The 22039-nt window shown below is 71.2% G+C and carries 18 protein-coding genes; 11 read left to right on the top strand and 7 right to left on the bottom strand.

Annotation, left to right across the window (positions count from 1 at the left end):
- Nucleotides 1–31 precede the first annotated feature (31 nt).
- The 4 genes from AB0B45_RS33490 to AB0B45_RS33475 form a co-directional block, all read right to left on the bottom strand.
- Nucleotides 32–2041 (bottom strand): CehA/McbA family metallohydrolase, encoded by a 2010-nt coding sequence (locus AB0B45_RS33490; protein WP_358138743.1) that lies wholly within the window; start codon nucleotides 2039–2041, stop codon nucleotides 32–34.
- A 116-nt stretch (nucleotides 2042–2157) separates the two neighbouring features.
- Nucleotides 2158–3690, bottom strand: a complete 1533-nt coding sequence (locus AB0B45_RS33485; protein WP_358138741.1) for an aldehyde dehydrogenase family protein — start codon at nucleotides 3688–3690, stop codon at nucleotides 2158–2160.
- A 69-nt stretch (nucleotides 3691–3759) separates the two neighbouring features.
- Nucleotides 3760–4305, bottom strand: coding sequence for a cupin domain-containing protein (locus AB0B45_RS33480; RefSeq protein WP_358138739.1), 546 nt, complete (start codon nucleotides 4303–4305; stop codon nucleotides 3760–3762).
- Nucleotides 4306–4479: 174 nt separating this feature from the next.
- A complete protein-coding gene (locus AB0B45_RS33475; protein ID WP_358138737.1) occupies nucleotides 4480–4833 on the bottom strand; it encodes a hypothetical protein in 354 nt (117 codons plus the stop codon).
- Between the two features lie 58 nt (nucleotides 4834–4891).
- Between AB0B45_RS33475 and AB0B45_RS33470 the strand changes: the two genes are divergently transcribed.
- Genes AB0B45_RS33470 through AB0B45_RS33450 form a run of 5 tightly spaced genes read left to right on the top strand, consistent with a single transcriptional unit; the run spans nucleotide 4892 to nucleotide 12017 of the window.
- The gene (locus tag AB0B45_RS33470; RefSeq protein WP_358138735.1) at nucleotides 4892–5902 is read left to right on the top strand and encodes an SWIM zinc finger family protein; all 1011 of its coding nucleotides are present in this window, start codon (nucleotides 4892–4894) and stop codon (nucleotides 5900–5902) included.
- Nucleotides 5899–7221, top strand: a complete 1323-nt coding sequence (locus AB0B45_RS33465; RefSeq protein ID WP_358138734.1) for a DUF5691 domain-containing protein — start codon at nucleotides 5899–5901, stop codon at nucleotides 7219–7221. Before AB0B45_RS33470 ends, AB0B45_RS33465 begins: the two co-directional genes overlap by 4 nt.
- Nucleotides 7218–8285: an AAA family ATPase gene (locus AB0B45_RS33460; RefSeq protein WP_358138732.1), complete on the top strand. Its 1068-nt coding sequence runs from the start codon at nucleotides 7218–7220 to the stop codon at nucleotides 8283–8285. Before AB0B45_RS33465 ends, AB0B45_RS33460 begins: the two co-directional genes overlap by 4 nt.
- Nucleotides 8282–10891 carry a DUF5682 family protein gene (locus AB0B45_RS33455; protein ID WP_358138730.1) on the top strand — a complete coding sequence of 870 codons (2610 nt, stop codon included), beginning with the start codon at nucleotides 8282–8284 and terminating at the stop codon, nucleotides 10889–10891. Before AB0B45_RS33460 ends, AB0B45_RS33455 begins: the two co-directional genes overlap by 4 nt.
- Nucleotides 10884–12017, top strand: a complete 1134-nt coding sequence (locus AB0B45_RS33450) for a VWA domain-containing protein (RefSeq protein ID WP_358138728.1) — start codon at nucleotides 10884–10886, stop codon at nucleotides 12015–12017. Before AB0B45_RS33455 ends, AB0B45_RS33450 begins: the two co-directional genes overlap by 8 nt.
- 190 nt (nucleotides 12018–12207) lie before the next feature.
- Here the strand turns inward: AB0B45_RS33450 and AB0B45_RS33445 are convergent, their stop codons facing one another.
- Nucleotides 12208–13644: a DHA2 family efflux MFS transporter permease subunit gene (locus tag AB0B45_RS33445; RefSeq protein WP_358138726.1), complete on the bottom strand. Its 1437-nt coding sequence runs from the start codon at nucleotides 13642–13644 to the stop codon at nucleotides 12208–12210.
- Nucleotides 13645–13760: 116 nt separating this feature from the next.
- Between AB0B45_RS33445 and AB0B45_RS33440 the strand changes: the two genes are divergently transcribed.
- From AB0B45_RS33440 to AB0B45_RS33430, 3 genes are all read left to right on the top strand, one after another.
- A complete protein-coding gene (locus AB0B45_RS33440) occupies nucleotides 13761–14480 on the top strand; it encodes a TetR/AcrR family transcriptional regulator C-terminal domain-containing protein (protein WP_358138724.1) in 720 nt (239 codons plus the stop codon).
- A gap of 322 nt (nucleotides 14481–14802) precedes the next feature.
- Nucleotides 14803–16179 carry an MFS transporter gene (locus AB0B45_RS33435; RefSeq protein WP_358138722.1) on the top strand — a complete coding sequence of 459 codons (1377 nt, stop codon included), beginning with the start codon at nucleotides 14803–14805 and terminating at the stop codon, nucleotides 16177–16179.
- 8 nt (nucleotides 16180–16187) lie between these two features.
- Nucleotides 16188–17192: an enolase C-terminal domain-like protein gene (locus AB0B45_RS33430; RefSeq protein ID WP_358138720.1), complete on the top strand. Its 1005-nt coding sequence runs from the start codon at nucleotides 16188–16190 to the stop codon at nucleotides 17190–17192.
- Between the two features lie 20 nt (nucleotides 17193–17212).
- Here AB0B45_RS33430 and AB0B45_RS33425 read toward each other — a convergent pair whose 3' ends face one another.
- Complete coding sequence (locus AB0B45_RS33425; RefSeq protein WP_358138718.1) at nucleotides 17213–18208, bottom strand: NADP-dependent oxidoreductase; 996 nt, start codon at nucleotides 18206–18208, stop codon at nucleotides 17213–17215.
- A 47-nt stretch (nucleotides 18209–18255) separates the two neighbouring features.
- Here AB0B45_RS33425 and AB0B45_RS33420 point away from each other — a divergent pair, with 47 nt between their 5' ends.
- Nucleotides 18256–18663, top strand: a complete 408-nt coding sequence (locus AB0B45_RS33420) for a MarR family transcriptional regulator (RefSeq protein ID WP_358138717.1) — start codon at nucleotides 18256–18258, stop codon at nucleotides 18661–18663.
- Here the strand turns inward: AB0B45_RS33420 and AB0B45_RS33415 are convergent.
- Entirely contained in the window at nucleotides 18660–20153 is a 1494-nt protein-coding gene (locus AB0B45_RS33415; RefSeq protein ID WP_358138715.1) for an LCP family protein, read from the bottom strand. The genes AB0B45_RS33420 and AB0B45_RS33415 overlap by 4 nt on opposite strands.
- A gap of 124 nt (nucleotides 20154–20277) precedes the next feature.
- On the opposite strand from AB0B45_RS33415, the gene AB0B45_RS33410 reads away from it, so the two are divergent.
- Both AB0B45_RS33410 and AB0B45_RS33405 read left to right on the top strand, forming a co-directional pair.
- The gene (locus AB0B45_RS33410) at nucleotides 20278–21138 is read left to right on the top strand and encodes an enoyl-CoA hydratase-related protein (RefSeq protein WP_358138713.1); all 861 of its coding nucleotides are present in this window, start codon (nucleotides 20278–20280) and stop codon (nucleotides 21136–21138) included.
- Between the two features lies 1 nt (nucleotide 21139).
- Nucleotides 21140–22039, top strand: coding sequence for an alpha/beta hydrolase (locus AB0B45_RS33405; protein ID WP_358138712.1), 900 nt, complete (start codon nucleotides 21140–21142; stop codon nucleotides 22037–22039).

The raw sequence follows: 22039 nt of genomic DNA, 5'->3' as shown, positions 1-22039 counted from the left end.
CGGAGGAGCCGCAGGTGAGGGGGCTTGCCTTTCAGATCAGGCGGGCTCGATAGACCCGTCGCGCCTCGTCGATCACCTTCAGGTAGTCGTTCACCTGATCCGGATGGTCCAGCTTGGCCGTCGTCCTCACCAGCTCCTCCAGCAGCTCGATCCACCGCAGGCAGAACATCACGTCGTCCTCCCTGGCCACCCGCCGATGCTCCACGTCCAGGTACACCGGGCTCGTGTGCGCGTAGACGTGTGTGAACAACGATCGGGGGTGCGCGCCGCCGTCCGCCACCGCCACCACGTACGTCGGCCACTGCACGGTCAGCTCCGCGCTCACCTCCGACCCCGTCGAGGACGCCAGCTCCCCGTCGGCCGTCAGCAGCGTCAGCCGCTCGACCTCCGGCCCGATCGCCCGGGCCGTCACCCGCACCCGTTCGCTCGGCATCAGGTCGAGCGTCTCGCCGGGCCCCCGCCCCTCCACGAGCAGTTCCAGGAACGGCCCTGTGGTGGCGAACGTGCGGCCCCGCCGTACGGCATCGGCGTAGGCGGCCGCGGTCAGCGGCCCCTCGACCCGCGCGTAGGTGCGCTCCCAGCCGATGGGGCTGGCCACCATCTCCATCCGCTGCCTGGTGAAGGTCAGCATCGAGTCGGTGCCCGCGACCGCCGCCAGCCGGTTGCCCGCGCCGATCAGCCGCCGGTAGGCCCGCGCCGACCCGGTCGCGCTGGAGAAGTGCAGCAACTCGAACCCGTCGACCAGGCCGAGCGCCGCGTCCACGACCGCCATCCTGGCAGTGCAACCGGGCGTGCCGATCAGCTGCTCTGGCGTCTCCGTCGGACCGCGGAAGGCGTGCGCGTAGCCGACGAGGGCGCCCAGCTGCCTGAGCTCTCTCAGCGCCTCCGTCGTCGGCGGCCAGTCGGGCGCTCCGGCGAACCCCGTCGCGTAGAGCGAGGGCGGACCCGTCGGCGAGAAGGCGTGCAGGTGGCCGAACAGATCGTTGCGATGCTCGACCCCCATCCTGGCCACGTGGGTGGCGTCCGACCACGGCAGGTCCTGGCCCGCCCAGTGCTCCAGCGCCTCCTTGTCCAGGACCCGCTCGCCCGAGACGTTGGCCGCCAGCAGGCTCAGCACGTGGAGGTCCTCCCCGTGCTGGGAGTCGGCCGCCCACTTCGGCGGCGCCACCAGGTCGCCGACGTAGTTGAGGTGCACGTGCAGGTCGCCGCCGTACCAGCCCCTGGCCGCCGCGTCGTAGATGCGCTTGGGCGTCAGCTCGACCAGGGTCTCGATGTGCTCGGGAGGGGTGAGCGTGGTCTCCGCCCAGCCGTACTCCATGCCCCTGGCCACTCTGACCGTCAGCGGCTCGGCGGGGACGAACAGCATCAGATCGTCTCCGTGGAAGTACGGCACGCCGTTGTAGTCGCGCTTGCACGGCACCCCCGGCGGGTACCAGCCCTGGCCGTCGGCGCTCCACACGCTCCACCTGCAGGGAAAACCGGCGCGCAGTCGCAGCGCCGCCCTGGGCGAGGTCCTGGTCAGGCTCGACAGGTCGATGACGCGGCCGTCGATGCGCACGTCGGCGCCCGTGTCGAGCTCGATCAGGCGGGCGCTCTTCGAGGCGACCTCGTACTCCTGCTCGCCGACCGTCACCCACGCCGCGTGGTCGCAGGCGCTGTCGATCAGCAGCGTGAGCGGCAGCGGCGCGCCGCCTACCACCGCTCTGGTACGGCCGCGCAGGTCGTGGCCGTCGGGCGTGAGGCTGAGCACCGCCAGCCCCTCGGGCGGGATGGGGCCGAGCGAGCCACGCAGCACCTCGTCGTAGTCGAGCTCGCACTCCAGGCGCTGCAGCTCGGCAGGACCCGCCTCGGGCGACTGCTGCCTGGCCAGGCGCCTGGCCTCCCGCCAGAAGGGACCGACGTCCACGAACCGCGACTGGCTCATGACCCTGACATAGGCGATGGGGGGCTCGCCCCACGTCATCCCGTGGTCGGCCAGAAGCCGGCGGTACTCCTCCAGCATCTGGGCCACGGGCACTGGAAGCATCGGATCGTCACGCATCGGTTTCTCCCCGTAATCGCAGGCGCCGTCATCGTGACACACACCGGCATTGGCCTGCGGTGGGGCGGATGTGGTTTTTCCACTCCCGGGTTGAGGCAGCTTCGACCCAGATCAACTCAGATGCGGAAATCGAGGTCCGGCGTGATCTCGGCGACGTCCATCTGGGCCTTCTGGAGCCTTCCCGAGTGATCCCAGTTCATCGCCTGCCAGCGGGTGAACTGGTCGAGCACCCACATGCCCGACTGGCGGCTGCCGTTGCCCGACTTGCCGTTGCCGCCGAACGGCAGGTGCGCCTCGGCGCCGCTGGTGGAGTTGTTGACGCTGACCATGCCCGCCGAGATGCCCTCGCGGAAGCGGAAGGCGCTGCGCGGGTCGGTGGTGTAGATCGAGGAGGACAGGCCGTAACCGGGCAGGTTGGCGAGTTCGATCGCCTCGTCCAGCGTGCTGAAGGTGGTGACGCCGACGATCGGGCCGAACGTCTCCTCCATGAACAGCCGGTCGCCCGGCTTCACGCCGTCGACGATCGTCGGGTGGTAGTAGATGCCGCCCTCGCCGGTGAAGGAGCCGCGCGGACTGTCGGCGCTGATCCTGCCCCGCGCGGTGAGCACGGTGTGGTGCGGCTGCACCCAGGTCAGGAACTCCTCGAACCGGTCGGCGAACTTCTGGTCCAGCAGCGGGCCTGCCAGCACGTCGCCCTTCGGGTCGCCGACCTCGGCGTTGGCCAGCGCCCTGGCGAAGCGCTCGACGAACTCCTGGTGCACCGCCTCGTGCACGATGGCGGTGCCGAGGCTGGTGCAGCGCTGGCCCGCCGTGCCGAACCCGGCGAACAGCGCCCCCTCGACGGCCAGGTCGAGGTCGGCGTCCGGCATGACGACCATCGGGTTTTTGCCGCCGAGCTCCAGGCACGGCGACTGCAGGTGGCGGCCGCACATCTCGCCGATCTTCCTGCCGACCTCGGACGAGCCGGTGAAGCCGACCTTCTGCACCGTGCCCTCGACGATGGCCGTCTCCAGCCCCTCGAAGGTCTGCGGCCCGTCGGCGAAGACCACGTTGAGCACGCCCTCCGGCAGGCCGGAGGCGGCGAACAGCTGGTACATCGCATGCGCGGACGCGGCGGCGTACTCGGCCGGCTTCCACACCACGGCGTTGCCGCACAGCAGCGCGGGCACCAGGTACCAGCTCGGCACCGCCACGGGGAAGTTGCCCGCCGTGATCACCGCGGCGACGCCGATCGGATTCCGGAAGGTGAACAGGTTCTTGTCCGGCATCTCCGACGGCACGGTCTGGCCGTACAGCCTGCGCCCCTCGCCGAGGAAGAAGTCGCAGGTGTCGACGATCTCGCGGACCTCGCCGAGCGACTCGGCGTACGGCTTGCCGATCTCCTCGGTGACCAGCCTGGCAAGCGCCTCGGCGTTCGCCTCCACCAGCCTGCCGATGGAGGCGATCACCCTGCCGCGCACCGGCGCGGGCGTGCGGGCCCACTCCCGCTGCGCCTCCTTGGCGGTACGGCAGGCGGCGGCGAAGGTGGCCGCGTCCGCGAGGCCCACGCGGGCGACGACCTCGGCGGTGTTGGCGGGGTTCGTCGAGTCGTATGTGGTGGTGGAGGCGGCTTCCTTGCCGCCGACTACGGAGACGATCTGACGGGTCACCGGTAACCTCCTTGTGGTTCTTCCTGCCGCAAGCCAATCATTCCGCACGACTTCCGGGAAATCGCTACCTCAGGCGGTGAAGTCGGCGAACTCGAATCCCGGGGAGACGACGCAACTGACCAGCACCGCCTCGTCGCCCGCGGGACGCGCCGCCTGCCACACGCCCGCGGGCACCCTGGCCTGCGGCACCTGCCCCTCCTCCACGGCCGGGCCCAGGGTGACCTCCTCGTCCCCGATGGTCAGCGTCAGCGGGCCGCCCCTGTGCCACAGCCAGATCTCATCCGATCTGACCATGTGCGGCACCGACTCCTCGCCCGGTTGGAGGAGGAAGTAGATGCCGGTCGCACTGGCCCTCGGCCCGTCGTAGCCTTCGGGCTCGAAGGTGACCGTGCTCTTCCACGTCTGCCTGAACCAGCCGCCCTCCGGGTGGGGGAGCAGGTCGAGCGCCTCGGCGACGGCGGGCCGCTCGACAAAGGCGACGGCCTTCCCGCTCACGTCGCGGCGCAGGAAGCGGGTGCGGTCGAGGACGAGCTGGCCTTCGAGGTCGCTGGCCAGCGCTTCCGCCTCGTCGGCGACCTCGGTGACGGGGCCGTCCGGGTAGATCATCAGCTCCATGGGGTGAGTCTAGGCCCGGTGGATGGCGAGGCGTCTCAGCCCGGCCGGCGGCGAGAGGTCGAGCGTGTCGGCCATGTACAGACGGAGGCTTTCCAGGCCGGTCAGCCGGGCGAGCGGGCTGAGGTCCTGGCGATCGCCGTCACGCTGCCCGTGATCTCCCCGGCATCGTCGATCTCAAGGGAGGCCAGTTCCGCGACCCCGGCGAGTGAGGGTGGATCGAAGGATTGGCCGCGGCACCGGAGTGCCAGCGCGTACAGCGGCACGTCCTCGTCCGCGATCGTTGTCCTCCAGGCCGCGGAACTCGCGCTCGACCAGCACCCTGAGCCGGTCCTCGACCGCGAGGGCGATGCCCTCGACCTGGTTGTCGAACTTCCTGCGCAGGATCCGGTCCCTGAACGTGCCCTGGACGAGGTCCTTCAGCTTGGCGCCGCGCTGCTCCTTGGCGGCGCGGGTGGCCAGCCACTCGCGTGCCGCCCGCTCGGCGATGGCCTTGCCCGCGGCGATCACCGCCGCCTCGACACCTGACATGGTGATCATCATCGCACTCGTGGCGGAATTGTCGGAGGGGCTCGCTAGTGTGCGGCAGATGATCGAACGGTGGAGCCAGGCTCCCCAGGGCTCTCGCGTCGCGCCGGCGCGCCACGCGCGGGTGGCGGCCGGGCTCTCGGAGCTGGAGAGATGGCTTGCCGACCAGGTGCGTCACGGGCTCGCCGCGGCCGACGAGCGGGAGTGGGCCGAGCTGTCCAGGCGGCTGGTCGACGCGCAGGCTCCGGGGGTGGCGGGCGTCGTGGGCAGGCTGGGCGCGGCCAGGTCGGCGGCCGACTGGCCCGAACGGCTGCTGGAGGTGTACGCGATGCTCCAGCTGCTCGCCGTCGGGCATCGCAGGGCCGCTGACCTGCCCGACGACCTGGCGAGGACCGTGCGGATCAGGGTGGGCTTCCCCGTCTCCCGTGAGGAGGTGCTGGCGGGCCCGGCCGTACGCGACCTGTGGCACGTGGTGGGGCGGCGTGAGGAGACGCGCGACCGGCTGGTGGCGCGGCGGGTGTGGCTGAGGGGGCGGACGACGGGGCGGGCGGCGCTCGTGCTGTCGTTCGCGCCGGTGGGGCACGCGCTCGACGACTCCCTGGTGACGGGGGAGGTCGTCGACGCGTCCATGGCCTTCTACCCGGGCGCCTCCCCGCTACGGGCCCTCGTGTCCGCTCGCCACGACGACGTGCCCGCCTGTCATGACGCGCCCGCCTCTCATGACGCGCCCGCCTCTCACGGTGCCGCGCGTGGGGGCGGGGCATCGCCGGGCAGCGCCGGGATCGCGAGCGGCGGGGTTCCGCCGGGGACGACCGAGGGCGAGGCGCTCGACGAGGTCGCCGCGGCACTGGCGGGCGACCCGTGGACCGAGTCGTGGCCCCTGGTGCTGGCGGGCGTCGTCCCCTCGGCCGACTGGCTCGGCGGGCTCAGGCTGCATCCCAGGGTGGACACCCCGTGGCGGCTGATCGCCGTGTCCGGAGGCGGGCCGCTCACCGTTGCCGCCGAGTGGACCCCGCGCGGCCTGGTCCCCCTGACCACGTGGGACGAGCAGGGCCAGGCGGTGATCCTTTGAGCGAAGCGTGGGAGGAGCTCGTGTCCGTCGCCCTGGTCGGCACCGACCGCAGGCCGTACCACGGCGACCTGCTGGCGGACGCGGCCGTGGAGCTGGTGCGCCGCAGGGCCGGCCGGGTGCCGGACGGCGAGCCGCCGCCTGCCGCCGCGCCCGCGCGCGAGGAGGAGCAGGAGGCCGTGAGTCCGGCGGCCGCGGCGCGCCTGGGCGCGATCCTGGGCGGCAGGCATCCGCGTCTGCTGCCCGAGTGGCTGGCCGTGGCGGCCTCGACCGGGCGGAGGGTGCCGCCGCGGCTGCTGCCCGAGCTGCTCGACAAGGGGGCGAGGGACCGGTCGATCAGGCCGTTCCTCGGCGTGCTCGCAGGGCGGCGCGGCAGGTGGCTGGCCGGGCTCAACCCCGCGTGGTCCTATCTCATGGCCGAGCCGACGGGCGAGAGCTGGGAGCTGGGCGGCCACGGCGACCGCCTGGCGTATCTGGGCGAGCTGCGCGGGAGCGATCCCGGCGCGGCCAGGCGGCTGCTGGAGGAGGCGTGGGAGAAGGAGACGCCGGACGACAGGGCGGAGTTCCTCGCGCTGCTGGGGGAGGGGTTGTCGATGGCCGACGAGCCTTTCCTGGAGAGCGTGCTCGACGACCGGCGCAGGGAGGTGCGCCAGCAGGCCGCCGACCTGCTCACCAGGCTGCCGGGCTCCAGGCTCGCGGGCCGGATGGTCGAGCGCGCGGCCCGCTGCCTCGCCGTACGGGATGACCGGATCATGGTCGAGCCGCCCGCGGAGTGCGACAGGGGCATGGAACGCGACGGCATCAGGGCCAGGCCGCCCAGGGGCACGGGCGAGCGCGCCTGGTGGCTCCAGCAGGTGGTCTCCAGGGCGCCGCTGCGGATATGGGACACCGCGCTGCTCAGGATGAGGATCCCGGAATGGGATCGGGAGGTGCGTTCGGGCTGGGTGCGGGCGACGGTGCTGCAGCGGGATCCCGTGTGGGCCAAGGCGCTGTTCGCGTGGGATCCGCTGGCCGACCTGCTGGCCGTGCTGCCGCCGGAGGATCAGGACGAGCTGGCCGCCGACTTCGTGCACAGGCACGGCGTCGACGGCCAGATGATCATGGTGTTGGGCGGGGCCTCGACGCCGTGGGGGCGGGGGCTGGCGCACGCCGTCCTCACCAAGATCAGAAAGGTGGCCGCCACGCAGCCATGGAACCTCGACGAGCTGGCCAGGATGGCGGGGGAGCGGATCGCCCCAGCCGACCGCTTCATGGCCGACGGGCTGACCGAGGTCTCGAGCCTGCTGGGGTTCCGCGCCGAGATGATGAAGGAGCTCAGGTGACGACCGTTCTGCGACCGCACGCCGAGGACCACTACGCCGAGGAGCTGGCGCTGCTGGCCAAGGAGGACGACAGGGCCAGGCCGCCCGGCTGGCGGCTGTCGCCGTGGGCGGTCACCACCTACCTCCTCGGCGACGGCGACCGGATCACGCCCAAGTACATCGGCGCACGCCGCATCGTCGAGGTCGCCGTGGCCACGCTGGCCACCGACAGGGCGCTGCTGCTGCTCGGCGTGCCTGGCACCGCCAAGACGTGGCTGTCGGAGCACCTGGCCGCCGCCATCAGCGGCGACTCCACCCTCCTGGTGCAGGGTACGGCCGGCACCGCCGAGGAGGCGATCCGCTACGGCTGGAACTACGCCAGGCTGCTGGCCGAGGGCCCCTCGCGCGCCGCGCTGACCCCCTCGCCGGTCATGCGCGCGATGGCCGAGGGCAGGATCGCCAGGGTCGAGGAGCTGACGAGGATGCCCTCCGACGTGCAGGACGCGCTGATCACCGTGCTGTCGGAGAAGACGCTGCCGATCCCCGAGCTCAACGAGGAGGTCCAGGCCAGGCGCGGCTTCAACCTCATCGCCACCGCCAACGACCGCGACAGGGGCGTCAACGAGCTGTCCAGCGCGCTGCGGAGGCGCTTCAACACCGTCGTGCTGCCCGTGCCCGCCAGCGCGGAGGAGGAGGTCGCCATCGTCGCCCGCCGCGTCGCCGAGCTGGGCCGCTCGCTGGAGCTGCCGGAAAGGTCCGCGGGGATGGCGGAGATCCGCAGGGTCGTCACCGTCTTCCGCGAGCTGCGCGACGGCGTCACCGAAGACGGGCGCACCAAGCTCAAGTCGCCCAGCGGCACCTTGTCGACGGCCGAGGCGATCTCCGTGCTGACCGGCGGAATCGCGCTGGCCGCCCACTTCGGCGACGGCGTCGTGCGCGCGGCCGACGTGGCGGCTGGCATCGTCGGAGCGGTCGTGCGGGAGCCGGTGTCCGACAGGGTGGTGTGGAGCGAGTACCTCGAGACCGTCGTACGAGAGCGCGAGGACTGGCGAGATCTCTACCGTGCCTGCAGGGAGGTTCCGTGAGCGTTTCCGTGCTCGGGGTCCGCCACCACGGACCCGGGTCGGCGCGTGCCGTACGGGAGGAGCTGCGCAGGCTCGAACCCGACGCCGTCCTCGTCGAGGGCCCGCCCGAGGCCGACGCGCTGCTCGGGCTGGCGCCCGAGATGGAGCCGCCGGTCGCGCTGCTCGCGCACGCGCGCGCCCACGCCGTCTTCTGGCCTTTCGCGGTGTTCTCTCCGGAGTGGCAGGCCATCCTGTACGGCGTGGCGGCCGGGATCCCCGTCCGCTTCATCGACCTGCCCGCCGCCAACACCCTGGCCGCCCCCGACCCCCGTGCCGACGCGCACGCGGACCCCCTCGGCGACCTGGCCGCCGCCGCCGGCTACGACGATCCCGAACGCTGGTGGGAGGACGTCGTCGAGCACCGAGGCGACACGCCCTTCCAGGTGATCGCCGAGGCCATGTCGGCCGTACGCGAGGGGCACACCCCCGGCGACAGGGAGGCCCGCCGCGAGGCGCACATGCGCCGATGCCTGCGCGCGGCGATCAAGGAAGGCTTCCAGCGCATCGCGGTCGTCTGCGGCGCCTGGCACGTCCCTGCCCTGACGGGCCCGCTGCCGTCCGCGAGCGCCGACAACGCGCTGCTGCGCGGGCTGCCGAAGGTGAAGGCCGAGCTGACCTGGGTCCCCTGGACGTACGGCAGACTCGCGGCGCGGAGCGGCTACGGCGCCGGCATCACCTCGCCCGGCTGGTACCACCACCTGTTCACCGCCCCCGACCGGCCCGTCGAACGTTGGCTCACCGCCGCGGCGGCCGTCCTGCGCGAGGAGGGCCTGGCCGTCTCCGCCGCCCACGTCATCGAGGCGGTACGGCTGGCCGAAGGCCTCGCCGCGCTGCGCGGCCGTCCTCTGGCCGGGCTGGGCGAGGTGACGGAGGCGGTGCGGGCCGTGCTGTGCGACGGCGACGAGTTGCCGGTCTCGCTGGTCCAGCGGCGCATGGTGGTCGGCGACCGGCTCGGCGCGGTGAGCGAACGCACGCCGATGGTGCCGCTCCAGCGGGACCTCGTGGAACAGCGCAGGAAGGTGAAGCTCAAGGCGGAGGCGTTGGAGCGGGAGCTCGACCTCGACCTGCGGCGGCCGCTCGACCTGGCGCGCAGTCACCTCTTGCACCGGTTGCGGGTACTCGGCGTGGAGTGGGGGCGGCTGGGGGAGACGCGCGGGAAGGGGACGTTCAGGGAGGTGTGGCGGCTGGCCTGGCACCCGGAGTTCGACCTGACGCTCATCGAGTCGGCGGCGCTTGGCACGACCGTGGAGTCCGCCGCCACCCGGCAGGCGCGCGACCTCGCTTCTGGTGCCGGGGTCGGAGCGCGCCCGATTCCCCTGGGAACGCGAGGTGGCGTGCCCTCTCCTGGGGCGTCCGGCCCTGGTCCAGGGATGGTGCAGGCCGGGCCGGGGGTGTCACTGGCCGAGCTGACCGGCCTGGTGGAGCTGTGCCTGCTGGCGGACCTGCCCGACGCGCTGCCCGACGTGCTCGCGGCGCTGTCGGCCAGGGCGGCGCTCGACACCGACCTCACCCGCCTCATGGCCGCCCTGCCGGCGATGGCCCGCGCCCACCGTTACGGCGACGTCCGCGGCACCTCGGAGACCGGGCTCGAGGCCGTCGCGGGATCGATGCTCGACAGGATCTGCGCAGGACTTCCCGCGGCGGTGACGGGGCTCGACGACGAGAGCGCGGCGGCGCTCGTCCTGCACATCGAGGCCGTCCACGCCGCCGCCGCCCTCCTCACCGACCCCCCACCCACCCCCGTCGACCGACCCGCCGTCGATCGACCCGCCCGCGCCGAGGCGCTCGTCGACGCCGAGTCGCCCATCCCGATCGAGCGTCCCGCCGCCGTCGCGCCGCGTGCCTTCAGCGAGTCGCCGGCACTCGATACCCCTGCATCTTCTTCGTCGGGTGCGCCTCCGGCGAATCCCCCATCGCCGGGCTCCTCCCCACCCGCCGAAGTGACCGCGCCGGGTGTTTTCTCCGTTTCCTCTCCCGGTGAGTTTCCCGGGCCGCCTTCGCCCACCGCCACGGCCCCTTCCACTCGGGTCGGTTCCGGAGGGCCGGCCGGGCCTGACAGGCCGGCCTTGGGAAGGGCTCCGCGGGCCAAGGCGTCGCCGAGGGAGCGGTGGCTGGCGACCCTGGGAGCCGTGTGCGACCACGCCGAGCCGCACGGGCTCATCGAAGGCCGTCTCACCCGCATCCTCCTCGACGCAGGACGGCTCGACCTTCACGACGCGAGCGATCGCATGTCCAGGGCGATGTCACACGGTCACCCTCCCGCCAGGTCCGCCGCATGGGTCGAAGGCTTCCTCGCAGGCGGCGCGCTCATGCTCGTCCACGACCCCCGCCTGCTCGCGCTGGTCGACGGCTGGCTGTCGGGCCTGACGGGCGACCAGTTCACCGAGGTGCTGCCGCTGCTGCGCCGTACGTTCGCCGCCTTCGAGGCCCCCGAACGGCGCGCCATCGGGCAACGGGTGCGAGCCGCGGGCTCCGGTACGCCAAGCCGCCCGCACGAGGTGGACGAGGACCGGGCGGCGCGAGCCGTACGCACGGTGCAGATGATCTTGGGGGTGCCGCGTGGATGAGAGGCTGCGCAGGTGGCGGCTGGTGCTGGGCGGCGGTGACGCCGACGGCACGGGTTTCGCGCCGCAGGGCGCGGACGCCCGGATGGACGAGGCGCTCGCCGCCGTCTACGAGGGCGAACAGGACAGAGCGGGCGGGCTCGGCGCGTCGGCGCCGCGAGTGGCGCGCTGGCTGGGCGATATCAGGTCGTACTTCCCTTCCACCGTTGTACAGGTCATGCAGCGGGACGCCATCGAGCGACTCAACCTCACCAGGCTGCTGCTCGAGCCCGAGATGCTCGAAGCGGTCGAACCGGACGTGCACCTCGTCAGCACCCTGCTCGCGCTCAACCACGTCATGCCCGACGAGTCGCGCGAGTCGGCGCGGGCGGTGGTTCGCAGGGTCGTGGGCGAGCTGCAACGTAGGCTGACCGAACGGACCAGGTCGGCGATCGCCGGAGCGCTGGACAGGGCGGCCAGGACCCACCGGCCGAAGCGCACCGCCGACATCGACTGGGAACGCACGATCAGGGCGAACCTCCGGCACTACCTGCCCGACCGGCGCACGCTCGTGCCTTCCAAGCTGGTCGGATACGCCAGGCGGCAGAGCGCCGTGCGGCGCGAGGTGGTGCTCTGCGTCGACCAGAGCGGGTCGATGGCCGCCTCGGTGGTGTACTCGGGCGTGTTCGGGGCGGTGCTGGCGTCGATGCGGTCGTTGAAGACGTCGCTGGTGGTGTTCGACACGGCGGTGGTGGATCTCACCGACCAACTGCACGACCCGGTGGAGGTGCTGTTCGGCACGCAGCTCGGCGGTGGCACGGACATCAACAGGGCCGTCGCCTACTGCCAGGAGCTGATCACCAGGCCGCGCGATTCGATCTTCATCCTGATCAGCGACCTGTTCGAGGGCGGGGTGCGGCAGGACCTCCTGCGCAGGATCTCGGCGATGACGCAGGCGGGCGTGCAGGTGATCGTCCTGCTCGCGCTGTCGGACGAGGGGGCGCCCTTCTACGACCACGACAACGCGGCGGCGCTGGCGGCGTTGGGGGTGCAGGCGTTCGCGTGTACGCCCGACGCGTTCCCCGACCTCATGGCCGCCGCGATCCAGCGCCAGGACCTCACCCGGTGGAGGGAACGCCACCTCGCTTGATGCCCTGCATCGTGCAGTAGGCCCGGTTTGTCGTTGGGTTGTGCGGCGGTCCGCTGGCTGGTGGTGGGTCGGTCGTCGTCGACGTTGGGTGATTCACGGTTTCCTCTTGAGCGACGGCGCCGCCGTACGCCCGAGTGGGGACGGCGAAACCCCGGCCGGGTGGTGGCCGGGGCGCGTGCCGTACCGGAGGTCAGTGCGAGGACTCCTCGCGAGCGTGGCGGGGCAGCACGAAGGAGAGCGCGCAGGTCACGAGCAGCAACCCGATCTCCACCCAGATCGTCACCTGCATCGCGTCACCGAAGCCCCACTGGTTCTTGAGCAGGTTGAAGAAGAGCGTGCCGAGGAGCGCCGCGCCCAGCGCGCCGCCCAACTGCTGGATGGCGGTCAACGTGCCGGAGGCCGAGCCGGATTCGTGGGGCTCGACGCCCGCCAGGACGATGTCGAAGAACGGCGCCATGGTCAGGCCCATGCCGATGCCGACCAGCGCGAGGCCGGGCGCGAGCTGCCAGGCGCCGACGTCGAGTCCCGCGAGGTGAATGGTCAGGCCGAGCACGCCCGCGCCTGCCGCCATGACGACCGTGCCGATCTGCAGGAGAGTACGGCCGAGCTTGGCGACCAGGGCCATCGCGATGGCGAAGCCGGCCACGCCGCCGATCGCCTGGGGGAGGCTGGCCAGGCCGGCCTGGAACGGGGTGAAGTGCAGGCCTCCCTGGACGTACAGCATGAAGACCATCGACAGGCCGATCATGCCGGTGAAGAACGACAGGCCCGCGATGAGACCGCCGGTGAAGGCGCGCTTGCGGAACAGGCTGGGCGTGACCAGCGGGTCCTTGCCCGCGCGCTGGCGGCGGGACTCGTAGACGCCGAAGATCGCGAACATCACGATCGAGCCGACCATCGAGGTGAACGTCCACGCGGGCCAGTCGAGCTCCTGACCCTGGATCAGCGGGAAGATCAGCAGGAAGGCGGCGACGGAGACCAGGAGCATGCCGACCAGGTCGAGCTTGGTGGCGTTGGACAGGCGGAACTCCGGCAGGAACTTCAGCGCGGCGAGCACGGCGGCAATGCCGATCGGCAGGTTGATCAGGAAGATCATGCGCCAGCCGGTGCCGAACAGGTTCGCGTCGACCAGCCAGCCGGCCAGCACGGGGCCGCCGACCGACGAGATGGTCATGACGGGGCCGAACATGCCGAACGCCTTGCCCATCTCCTCGGGCGGGAACATCTCCTTGATCAGGCCGAGGCCCTGGGGGATCATCACGGCGCCGAACAGTCCCTGCAGCACGCGTGAGCCGATCAACATCTCCGGGTTCATGGACACACCGCACAGCAGCGAGGCGGTGGTGAAGCCGAGCGCGCCGATCACGAACATCCGCTTGCGGCCGTAGAGGTCGCCGAGCCGTCCGCCGGTGATCAGGCCGACCGCCATCGCGAGGGTGTAGCCGGAGACCAGCCACTGGATCAGGCTGGACGAGCCGCCGAGCTCCTTCTGGATGGTGGGCGCGGCGATCTGGGTGATGAGCGCGTCGATCAGGTCCATGACCTCGGCGGCGAGGATCACGAAGAGGGCGGGCCAGCGCCACCGATAGGCCGTGGACTGCACCGCGGTGGAGGTGGTGGTCGTCATGGGGGCTCCTTCGGAAACAATGTTCTTAGATCGAACCCCGTTCCTTACGCGAACGGTGTTCGTGGCAAACACTGTTCTATGTACGAACGCTGTTCGTGTCAAGTACATTGTTCGTCATGGAGCCACTGCCAGCGCCTCCGTGGCGGAAGACACGTCCAGCCAAGCCGGTGAAGCCGCAGCTCACCCAGGAACTCATCGTGGAGACCGGCCTGCACATCGTGGACCGTGAGGGTCTCGACGCGCTCAGCATGCGCAAGGTCGCGCAGGAGCTCGACACGGGCCCCGCCTCGCTCTACGCGCATGTCGCGAACAAGGAGGAGCTGCTGGAGTTGATCTACGAGCGGGTGCTGGGCGATATCGAGCTACCCGCTCCTGAGCCCGAGCGGTGGGCCGAGCAGCTGCGCGAGGCGGTCATCGGCATGCACAGGTTGCTCAACACCCACGCGGACGTGGCGAAGGTGTCGCTGGCCAACGTGCCTCTGGGGCCCAACTCGTTGCGCATCGGGGAGGCGATGCTCGCGATCATGATCGAGGGCGGGGTGCCGCCGGCCCTGGCCGCCATCGCGCTCGACCGCATCGTGATGTTCGTCGCGGCCGACGCCTACGAGGGGTCGCTGTACAGGACTCGGCAGCGGGACAGCGGGATGGACGTCGAGACGTTCGTCGCCGACTCGTTCGGGCAGATCGCCGACTATGTCCGAAGCCTGCCGGCCGACCGGTTCCCCTATTTCACGCGGTATGCGGACGAGCTGGTGAGAGCGGGCGGGGAGGAGCGGTTCGAGGTCGGGCTCGACTTGATGATCGCGGGGCTTGCCGCCCAGGTCCGATCGGACTGACAGCCGCGCAGGGCCGCGCGACCTTCGAGGCGAGGTCGCGCGGCCAGGTTGATCGGGGATGGGGGTTGACGGAGTTGCGTGCGCTTGGGGTTGAGGTGGGGCTGCGCGGTTGATCGGGGCCCACCCCTGCGACCTTGGGCGGAGGCCGGCGGCTGGTCGGGCGCGTGGGCTGCGGTGGTGCTGGGCGGCTGGTGGGGCTCGTGAGCATGGGCCGAGGTGGTGGTCGGGCGGCTGGCGGGGCGCGTGGTCTGGCGAGGTCGGCCTAAATGCCTAGGACCCCTGCCCGATGTGCCGGCCCCCGCCCCGGCCGTACGTTTCCCGCATGACAGCGACCCTTGAATCCGCACCCCCCGTCAGCGTGGTCTCCAGCGCGTACCGATCCCTCAGCTTCGGCCTGGTCGCGCTCGTCATGCTGGTGGCGTTCGAGGCGATGGCGGTGGCCACGGCCATGCCCGTCGTCGCCAGGGAACTCGACGGCATGCACCTCTACAACCTCGCCTTCAGCGCCACTCTGGCCGCCAGCGTGATCGCCACCGTGCTGGGCGGCCGATGGGCCGATGTCAAGGGACCGCTGCCTCCCATCGCCGTCGGTGTGGTCACCTTTGTCGGCGGATTGCTGATCGCCGGGTTCGCCCCGAACATGGAGGTGTTCGTCGGCGGACGCTTCATCCAGGGCCTCGGCGCCGGTTTGATCCAGGTCTCCCTGTACGTGCTGGTCGCCAGGGCCTACCCGCCGGCGATGCACCCCAAGGTGTTCGCGTTGTTCTCGGCCGCGTGGGTGGTCCCGTCCATGGTCGGCCCGGCGATCGCGGGCCTGGTCGTGGAGAACCTCGACTGGCGCTGGGTCTTCCTCGGCGTGGCCCTGATCGTAATCCCGTCCGCCCTGGTCCTCTGGCGCGGTACGGCAGGCCAGCGGCTCGACACCGGTAACGCCGAGCCCGCCCCCGGCCTGGGCGGCAAGCTCGTCTGGGCGACCCTGACGGCCGTGGCCGCCGCTCTGATCCAGTACGGCAGCGCGCTCAAGCTTGGCGGCGTCCCGCTGCTGGTCGCCGGCGTCGTCCTGCTGGCCGTGGCGCTGCCCAGGCTGCTGCTGCCCGGCTCGCTGAAGGCCGCCAGGGGCCTGCCCGCCGCCCCCGTGCTGCGCGGTCTCGCCTTCGGCTCGCTGACCGCCTCCCAGGTGCTGATCCCCCTCATGCTGATCAACGAGCGCGGCCTGTCCCCGATCGGCGCTGGCGTCGTCCTGACCGTCGGCGCGCTTGGCTGGTCCACCGGCTCGTGGATCAAGGGCCGCGGCACCGTCGGCAACCTGACCGCCCTGCGCGGCGGCGCGCTGCTCATCGCCCTCGGCATCGCGCTGATCATGCTCGTGCTGTTCGACGCCGTGCCCATCGCCCTCGCCTACGTCGCCATGGCGATCTCCGGTCTCGGCATCGGCGCCCTGCACCCCACGGTCTCCGTGCTGGTGCTGGAGATGTCCAAGCAGGGCGAAGAGGGTCAGAACACCGCGGCCGTCGGCGTCGGCGAGTCCGTCTTCACCGTCGTGGCCGTCGCCTTCACCGGCGCCCTGTTCACCGCCAGCGGCGAGCACTACGTCGTCGGGTTCGCCTTCGCCTTCGCCCTCGCTGTCCTGGCCGCGGTGATCGCTCCCCGTTTGGCGCAGTCCGTTCCTACGGGCACCATGGAAGGAGTCCGTTCTTAGGGGGAAACATGCCGCGAGTGCGCGAGCTGGAAGTCTTCCGGCTGGTCCTGCCGTACGGCAGGCGGCCGGAGACCCTGCTCGTCCGCCTCACCGACCACGGGGGGATGAGTGGATGGGGCGAGATCGTCTCGCCCGAGCCGAAGCTGTGGGGCGCCCTGGAGGAAGGGCTGGCCGCACAGCTCGTCGGCGTCGACTGGGAACACCCCGACCAGGTGCCGGGCTGGGGAAGCGCGGTCGACATGGCGCTGTGGGACCTGTGGACCAGGATGCGCGGCGTCCCCCTGTCACACGCGCTGGGAGGGGGCGGGACCTCGCTCATGGCGACCGTCCGCCTCGGGCTGGACCCGTCGACCGAGAGCCTCGTCGCGAGGGTGAACCAGCAGGTCTGCGGCGGCTACGCGCACGTCACGCTGGACGTGCGGCCCGGGTGGGACATCGAGCCCGTGCGTGCCGTACGGCAGGCCTATCCGGCGCTGAGCCTCGCGGTCGACTGCGGCGGCGCGTACACCTCGCCGGGGCAGCTGGTCGCGCTGGACGACTACGGCCTGGAGGTGATCGAGCGGCCGTTCGACATCGAGGACGCCTACGCGCACGCCGACCTCCAGGACAACGTGCGCGCCTCGATCGCGGTGGAGCCCCGGTCCACGGCCGAGCTGGACGACTACCTGACGCTGCGGGCGGCGAAGGTGCTGCTGCTTCGTCCGGCGGCGCTGCCGTCCCTGAGCGACGCCAGGAGGGCGCATGACCGGGCGGCGGCGGCCGGGTGGGACATCCAGTGCGCCGGTGGTCACGGGGCGGGGCTCGCGCGGGCGGCGGCGGTCGCGGTGGCCAGCCTGCCCGGGTGCACGCTGCCGTGCGACGTGACGCAGCCGCCGCGCAACGCGCAGATCGTGACACCCGCGGTGGGGGCGGCGGGAGGGGTGGTGGCGGTGCCGCTGACCCAGCCGGGGCTCGGGCACACGATCGACGAGGAGCGGGTGCGGCGGCTGGCGAAGGACTCCTTCCGCGGCTGACCGGCCACCCGCGATCGCGACTACAGGCGGACGATCATCTTGCCGGTGTTCTCCCCGCGCAGCATCCCCAGGAACGCCTCCGGCGCGTTCTCCAGACCGTCGACGACGGTCTCCTGGTAGGACAGCTTGCCCTCGCGCAGCCACTCGGAGATCTCCGTCACCATGGCGGACATCCGGTCCGTGTGGTCCGTCACGATGAACCCCCGCAACGTCAGCCGCTTGCCCACGGCCAGCGCCAGGTTGCGCGGCGCGGCGGGCGGCTCGGTCGCGTTGTAGACCGCGATCGCCCCGCACATCGCCACCCTGCCGAAGGTCCGCAGGGACCCGATCGCCGCCTCCAGATGGTCCGCGCCCACGTTGTCGAAGTAGACGTCGATCCCCTCGGGCGCCGCCGCCTTGAGCTGCTCGGCCACCGGCGCGTCCTTGTAGTTGAACGCCGTGTCGAACCCGATGCCGCGCAGGTACTCGACCTTCTCCGCCGACCCCGCGCTCCCGATCACCCTGGACGCGCCCTTCAGCTTGGCGATCTGCCCCGCGATGCTCCCGACCGCGCCCGCCGCGCCCGAGATGAAGACCGCGTCGCCCTCCTTGAAGGAGGCCATGTCGAGCAGCCCGACGTAGGCGGTCAGTGACGTCATGCCCAGCACAGCCAGGAACGCCGAGTTCGACAGCCCCTCGATGGGCGCCACCTTCCGTGCCCGAGCGCCGTCGAGCACCGCCTCGTCCCGCCACCCGAGGCCGTGCAGGACCAGGTCGCCGGGGGAGAAGGCGTCCGAGCGCGACTCCACGACCTCGCCCACCGCGCCGCCGTCGAGCGGCTCTCCGATCTGGAACGGCGGGACGTAGGACTCGACGTCGTTCATCCGCCCCCGCATGTAGGGGTCGACGGACATGAACTGGTTGCGGACCCTGATCTGCCCGTCCTCCAGCGGCTGCGGGGCCACCTCGGCCAGCGCGAAGTTGTCGGCGGTCGGCCAGCCGGAAGGACGGGAGGCCAGGATGAACTGACGAGGCATGGTTGATCCTCCTAAATAGTGGGGATGCATCAACTATACTCGAAGACATGAGCGTGACACGGGAGGTCGTGGCCCTGATGGCGGAAGTGGCGGCCAGGTACAACGCAGGCTACGAGCAGGCGGCGGCCGATCGCCAGCTGACCGCGCTCCAGGCCAAGGCGCTGGTACTGCTGGCGCGCGAGCCGCTGCCCATGCGGCGGATGGCCGATCTGTTCCAGTGCGACCCCTCGAACGTGACGGGCATCGTCGACAGGCTGGAGCGGCGCGGGCTGGTCAGCCGGGAGCCGAGCGCCACCGACCGCAGGGTGAAGAACGTCACGCTGACCGCGGAGGGGGAAGGCGTGGTCGAGGAGCTGAAGGGCGTGCTCGGGTTCGCGGGGGAGCCGCTGGCCGCGCTGACCGAGGCCGAGCGGGCCCAGCTCAGGGACCTGCTGCTGCGGATGCTCGGCCGTTAGGCCCCGCAGCCGTCGGTGATGCCCTTCGGGGTGGCGAGATCGCTGGGCTTCGGCTTCTGCGTGGCCGGCACTGTGGCCTTGTCCGAGGGCATGGCGGCCGAGGTCTGGCCCGACGAGGGCTTGGCGGAGGGGGCGGCGACGGGATCGGCCGAGGGGGCGGCCGAGGCGGCGCTGGGGCGCTGCGTGACCGAGTCCTTCAGTGCCTTGGCGGTCACCGCGCGGATCTTCACCCAGTCGGGGTAGCCGGTGTCGATCAGCGGCGGCATGAACTGCACGCTGGTCACCTTGGCGTTCTTCACCTTCAGCGCGAGCGGCACCAGGTGCTCCAGCATCGTGCGGGGGATGTCGGTCCGCACCAGCTCCCTGGTGGCGAGCGCGATCTTGTTGAACCTGATCAGCACCGTCGCCGGGTCGGCCTGGCTGAGCAGCGCGCCCATCACGCAGCGCTGCCTGCGCATCCTGGTGAAGTCGTCGCTGTACGTGCGCGAGCGGGCATACCACATGGCGTCGGCGCCCTTGAGCTTGCGCGTGCCCGCCTTGACCAGGCCTTCGTTGTACTTGCCGAACACGACGTCCTGCTCGACCGTGATCGTGACGCCGCCGATCGCGTCGATGAGCCTGGCGAAGCCCCACATGTTGACCAGGGCGTACCAGTCGATGTCGAGGCCGAGCGTGTAGCCGATGGCATCCATCAGCGCCTTCGCGCCCTGCCCCTTCTTGCCGCCGAAGATCTCCGGGTGCGCGTCGGCGTACTCCCACACGCTGTTGAGCAGGTCGCTGCGCCCACCGCCCGGGTCCGGCGGCAGCCTGAACCCTTCGGGGAAGCGCTTGGCCATCGGGCTGCCGGGGCGGAAGCGCACGTTCTCCAGATTGCGCGGCAGGCTGAGCAGCACCGTGTTGCCGGTCTTGACGTCGATGCTGGCCACGTTCATGCTGTCGGTCCGCACGCCGATCCTGTTGTCGTCGGCGTCGCCGCCGAGCAGCAGGATGTTCACCCGCGTCCGCCCCGCCCACGGGTCCTCAGGCCGGTGCCGGGCCGCCTGTGGCTCCGTCGGCTCCTGGAAGACGCTGTTGAGCATCTGCTGTGCGCTCCAGACCGCCTGCGTGGCCAGCGCGAACGGCAGGATCACCGCGACCGCGAGCAGGCCGGCGAGGGACCCGGTGAGGATCTGCCCCGACTGCGGCAGCTTGCCGGGCGACAGCACCAGATAGGAATGCAGGATCAGAGCGAACCAGGACAACCCGAGCACCGCTGCGGCGACGGTGACCGTGGTCATCACCGAGTTGGAGGTGAACTTGCCTGCCAGATCGCCGTCGGCTGCCAAAAACAGCCACAGCAGGCCAAGCAGCAGGACGGCGTAGCAGCCCAGCAGCGCGAGTCCGGTCTTGCGCCATCCGGCGCGCAGGTGTGCGGCTCCCGGAGCGATCGCGGAGAGAAGGGTCCAGCCCAGCACCGCGCCCGCACTGGCTGGTCTCGTCCTGTGCGCCACGCCCTACCTGCTTCCCCGTGCTCTTCGTCCTAGGCCGACCGGAGCCTACGGACTTTGTGCGAAATATCTACATATGCGTGGGTGAACATCCAGCAAACCCTGTCGACCGAATAACATTCGGTCCATGCCCTTCTCCGAGATCGAGTACGGCGTCGCCGATGGAATCGCCACCCTGACATTGAATCGCCCCGAACGCCTGAACGCGTTCACGTTGACGATGCGTCGCGAGTTGATCCACGCTTTTGACCTGGCCGATACCGACGACACGGTCCGCGCCGTGGTCGTCACCGGCGCGGGCAGGGCCTTCTGCGCGGGCGCCGACCTGGCCGGAGGCGGCGGCACCTTCACCCGCGCGGGCGACCGGGAGGACGAGGAGACCGTCGACGGCGCGCCGCGCGACGGCGGCGGCACGGTCGCCCTGCGCATCGCCGCCTCGCTCAAGCCGGTCATCGGCGCCGTCAACGGCCCTGCCGTCGGCGTCGGCGTCACGATGACGCTTCCGATGGACATCAGGATCGCCGCCGACACCGCGAGGTTCGGCTTCGTCTTCGCCCGCCGCGGCATCGTCACCGAGGCCGCCTCCAGCTGGTTCCTGCCACGGATCGTCGGCATCTCCCAGGCGATGGAGTGGGCCGCGACGGGTCGGATCTTCTCCGCCGCCGAGGCGCTGGAGGGCAGGCTCGTGTCCAAGGTGCACACGGCCGGCGAACTGCTGCCCGCCGCCTACGCGCTCGCCCGCGAGATCGCCGACAACACCTCGGGCGTCTCGGTCGCGGCGATCAGGCGGCTGATGTGGTCGGGCCTGTCGGCCACCTCGCCGTGGGAGGCGCACGCGGCCGACTCCAGGCTCATGCGCGACCTGGGCCGTGGCGCGGACGCGGTCGAGGGCGTGACCTCGTTCCTGGAGAAGCGCCCCGCGCACTTCACCATGAAAGTCAGCGAAGCGGACGTGCCGTTCTGGCCCGAGAATCCCTATGGTGACTAGCGTGTACGAGACAACGGTCCTGAAGCTGCCGGCCGACTTCGAGGGCGAGGTCGTCGCGACCCTGCTCTCCAGAACAGCGGGCTCGCGCCGCGCGGTCCTCTACCTCCATGGCTTCACCGACTACTTCTTCCAGGATCACCTGGCCGACTTCTACCTCGAGGAGGGCATCGACTTCTACGCCCTCGACCTGCGCAAGTACGGCAGATCCCTGCTGCCGCACCAGACCCGAGGGCTGATCAGGAGCGTCACCGACTACTTCCCCGAGATCGACCAGGCGGTGCGGATCATCCGCGAGAGCCACGAGGAGCTCGTCGTCAACGCCCACTCCACAGGCGGCCTGGTCGCCGCGCTGTGGGCCGACAGGGTGCGCGGCAGGGGCCTGGTCGACGGGCTGGTGCTCAACAGCCCGTTCTTCGACCTCAACGTGCCCTTTCCGCTCCGGCTGGCCGCCGACCTGCTCAAGACGCCCCTGTCGTACACGACGCGGCCGCTGCCCCTCGGCATCAGCACCGCGTACGGCCAGAGCATCCACCGCGACCACGGCGGCGAGTGGGACTTCGACCTGGAGCTCAAGCCGATCGGCGGGTTCGACGTGCACGCCGCGTGGCTGGCCGCCATCCGCAGGGCGCAGCGCCGCCTGCACCGCGGGCTCGCCGTCGACGTCCCCGTGCTGGTGCTGGCCGCCTCGGCCGGGCTGCGCGTGCGCGACTTCGTGCCCGAGGCACGCTCGGCCGACATCGTGCTCGACCCGCGGCACATCGCCCGCTGGTCCACCGCGGTCGGCCCGCACGTCACCTGCGTGCGCGTCCAGGACGGCATCCACGACCTGGTGCTGTCGGCCGAGCCCGTCCGCAAGCAGGTCTTCGAGCAGATCGAGCGATGGCAGCGCGCCTACCTGTGA

The organism is Nonomuraea sp. NPDC049152 (genome assembly GCF_040648355.1).
Lineage (GTDB): Bacteria > Actinomycetota > Actinomycetes > Streptosporangiales > Streptosporangiaceae > Nonomuraea.
Note: the sequence above shows the minus strand (reverse complement) of the source record. Positions and strands in the feature narration are given on the sequence as shown.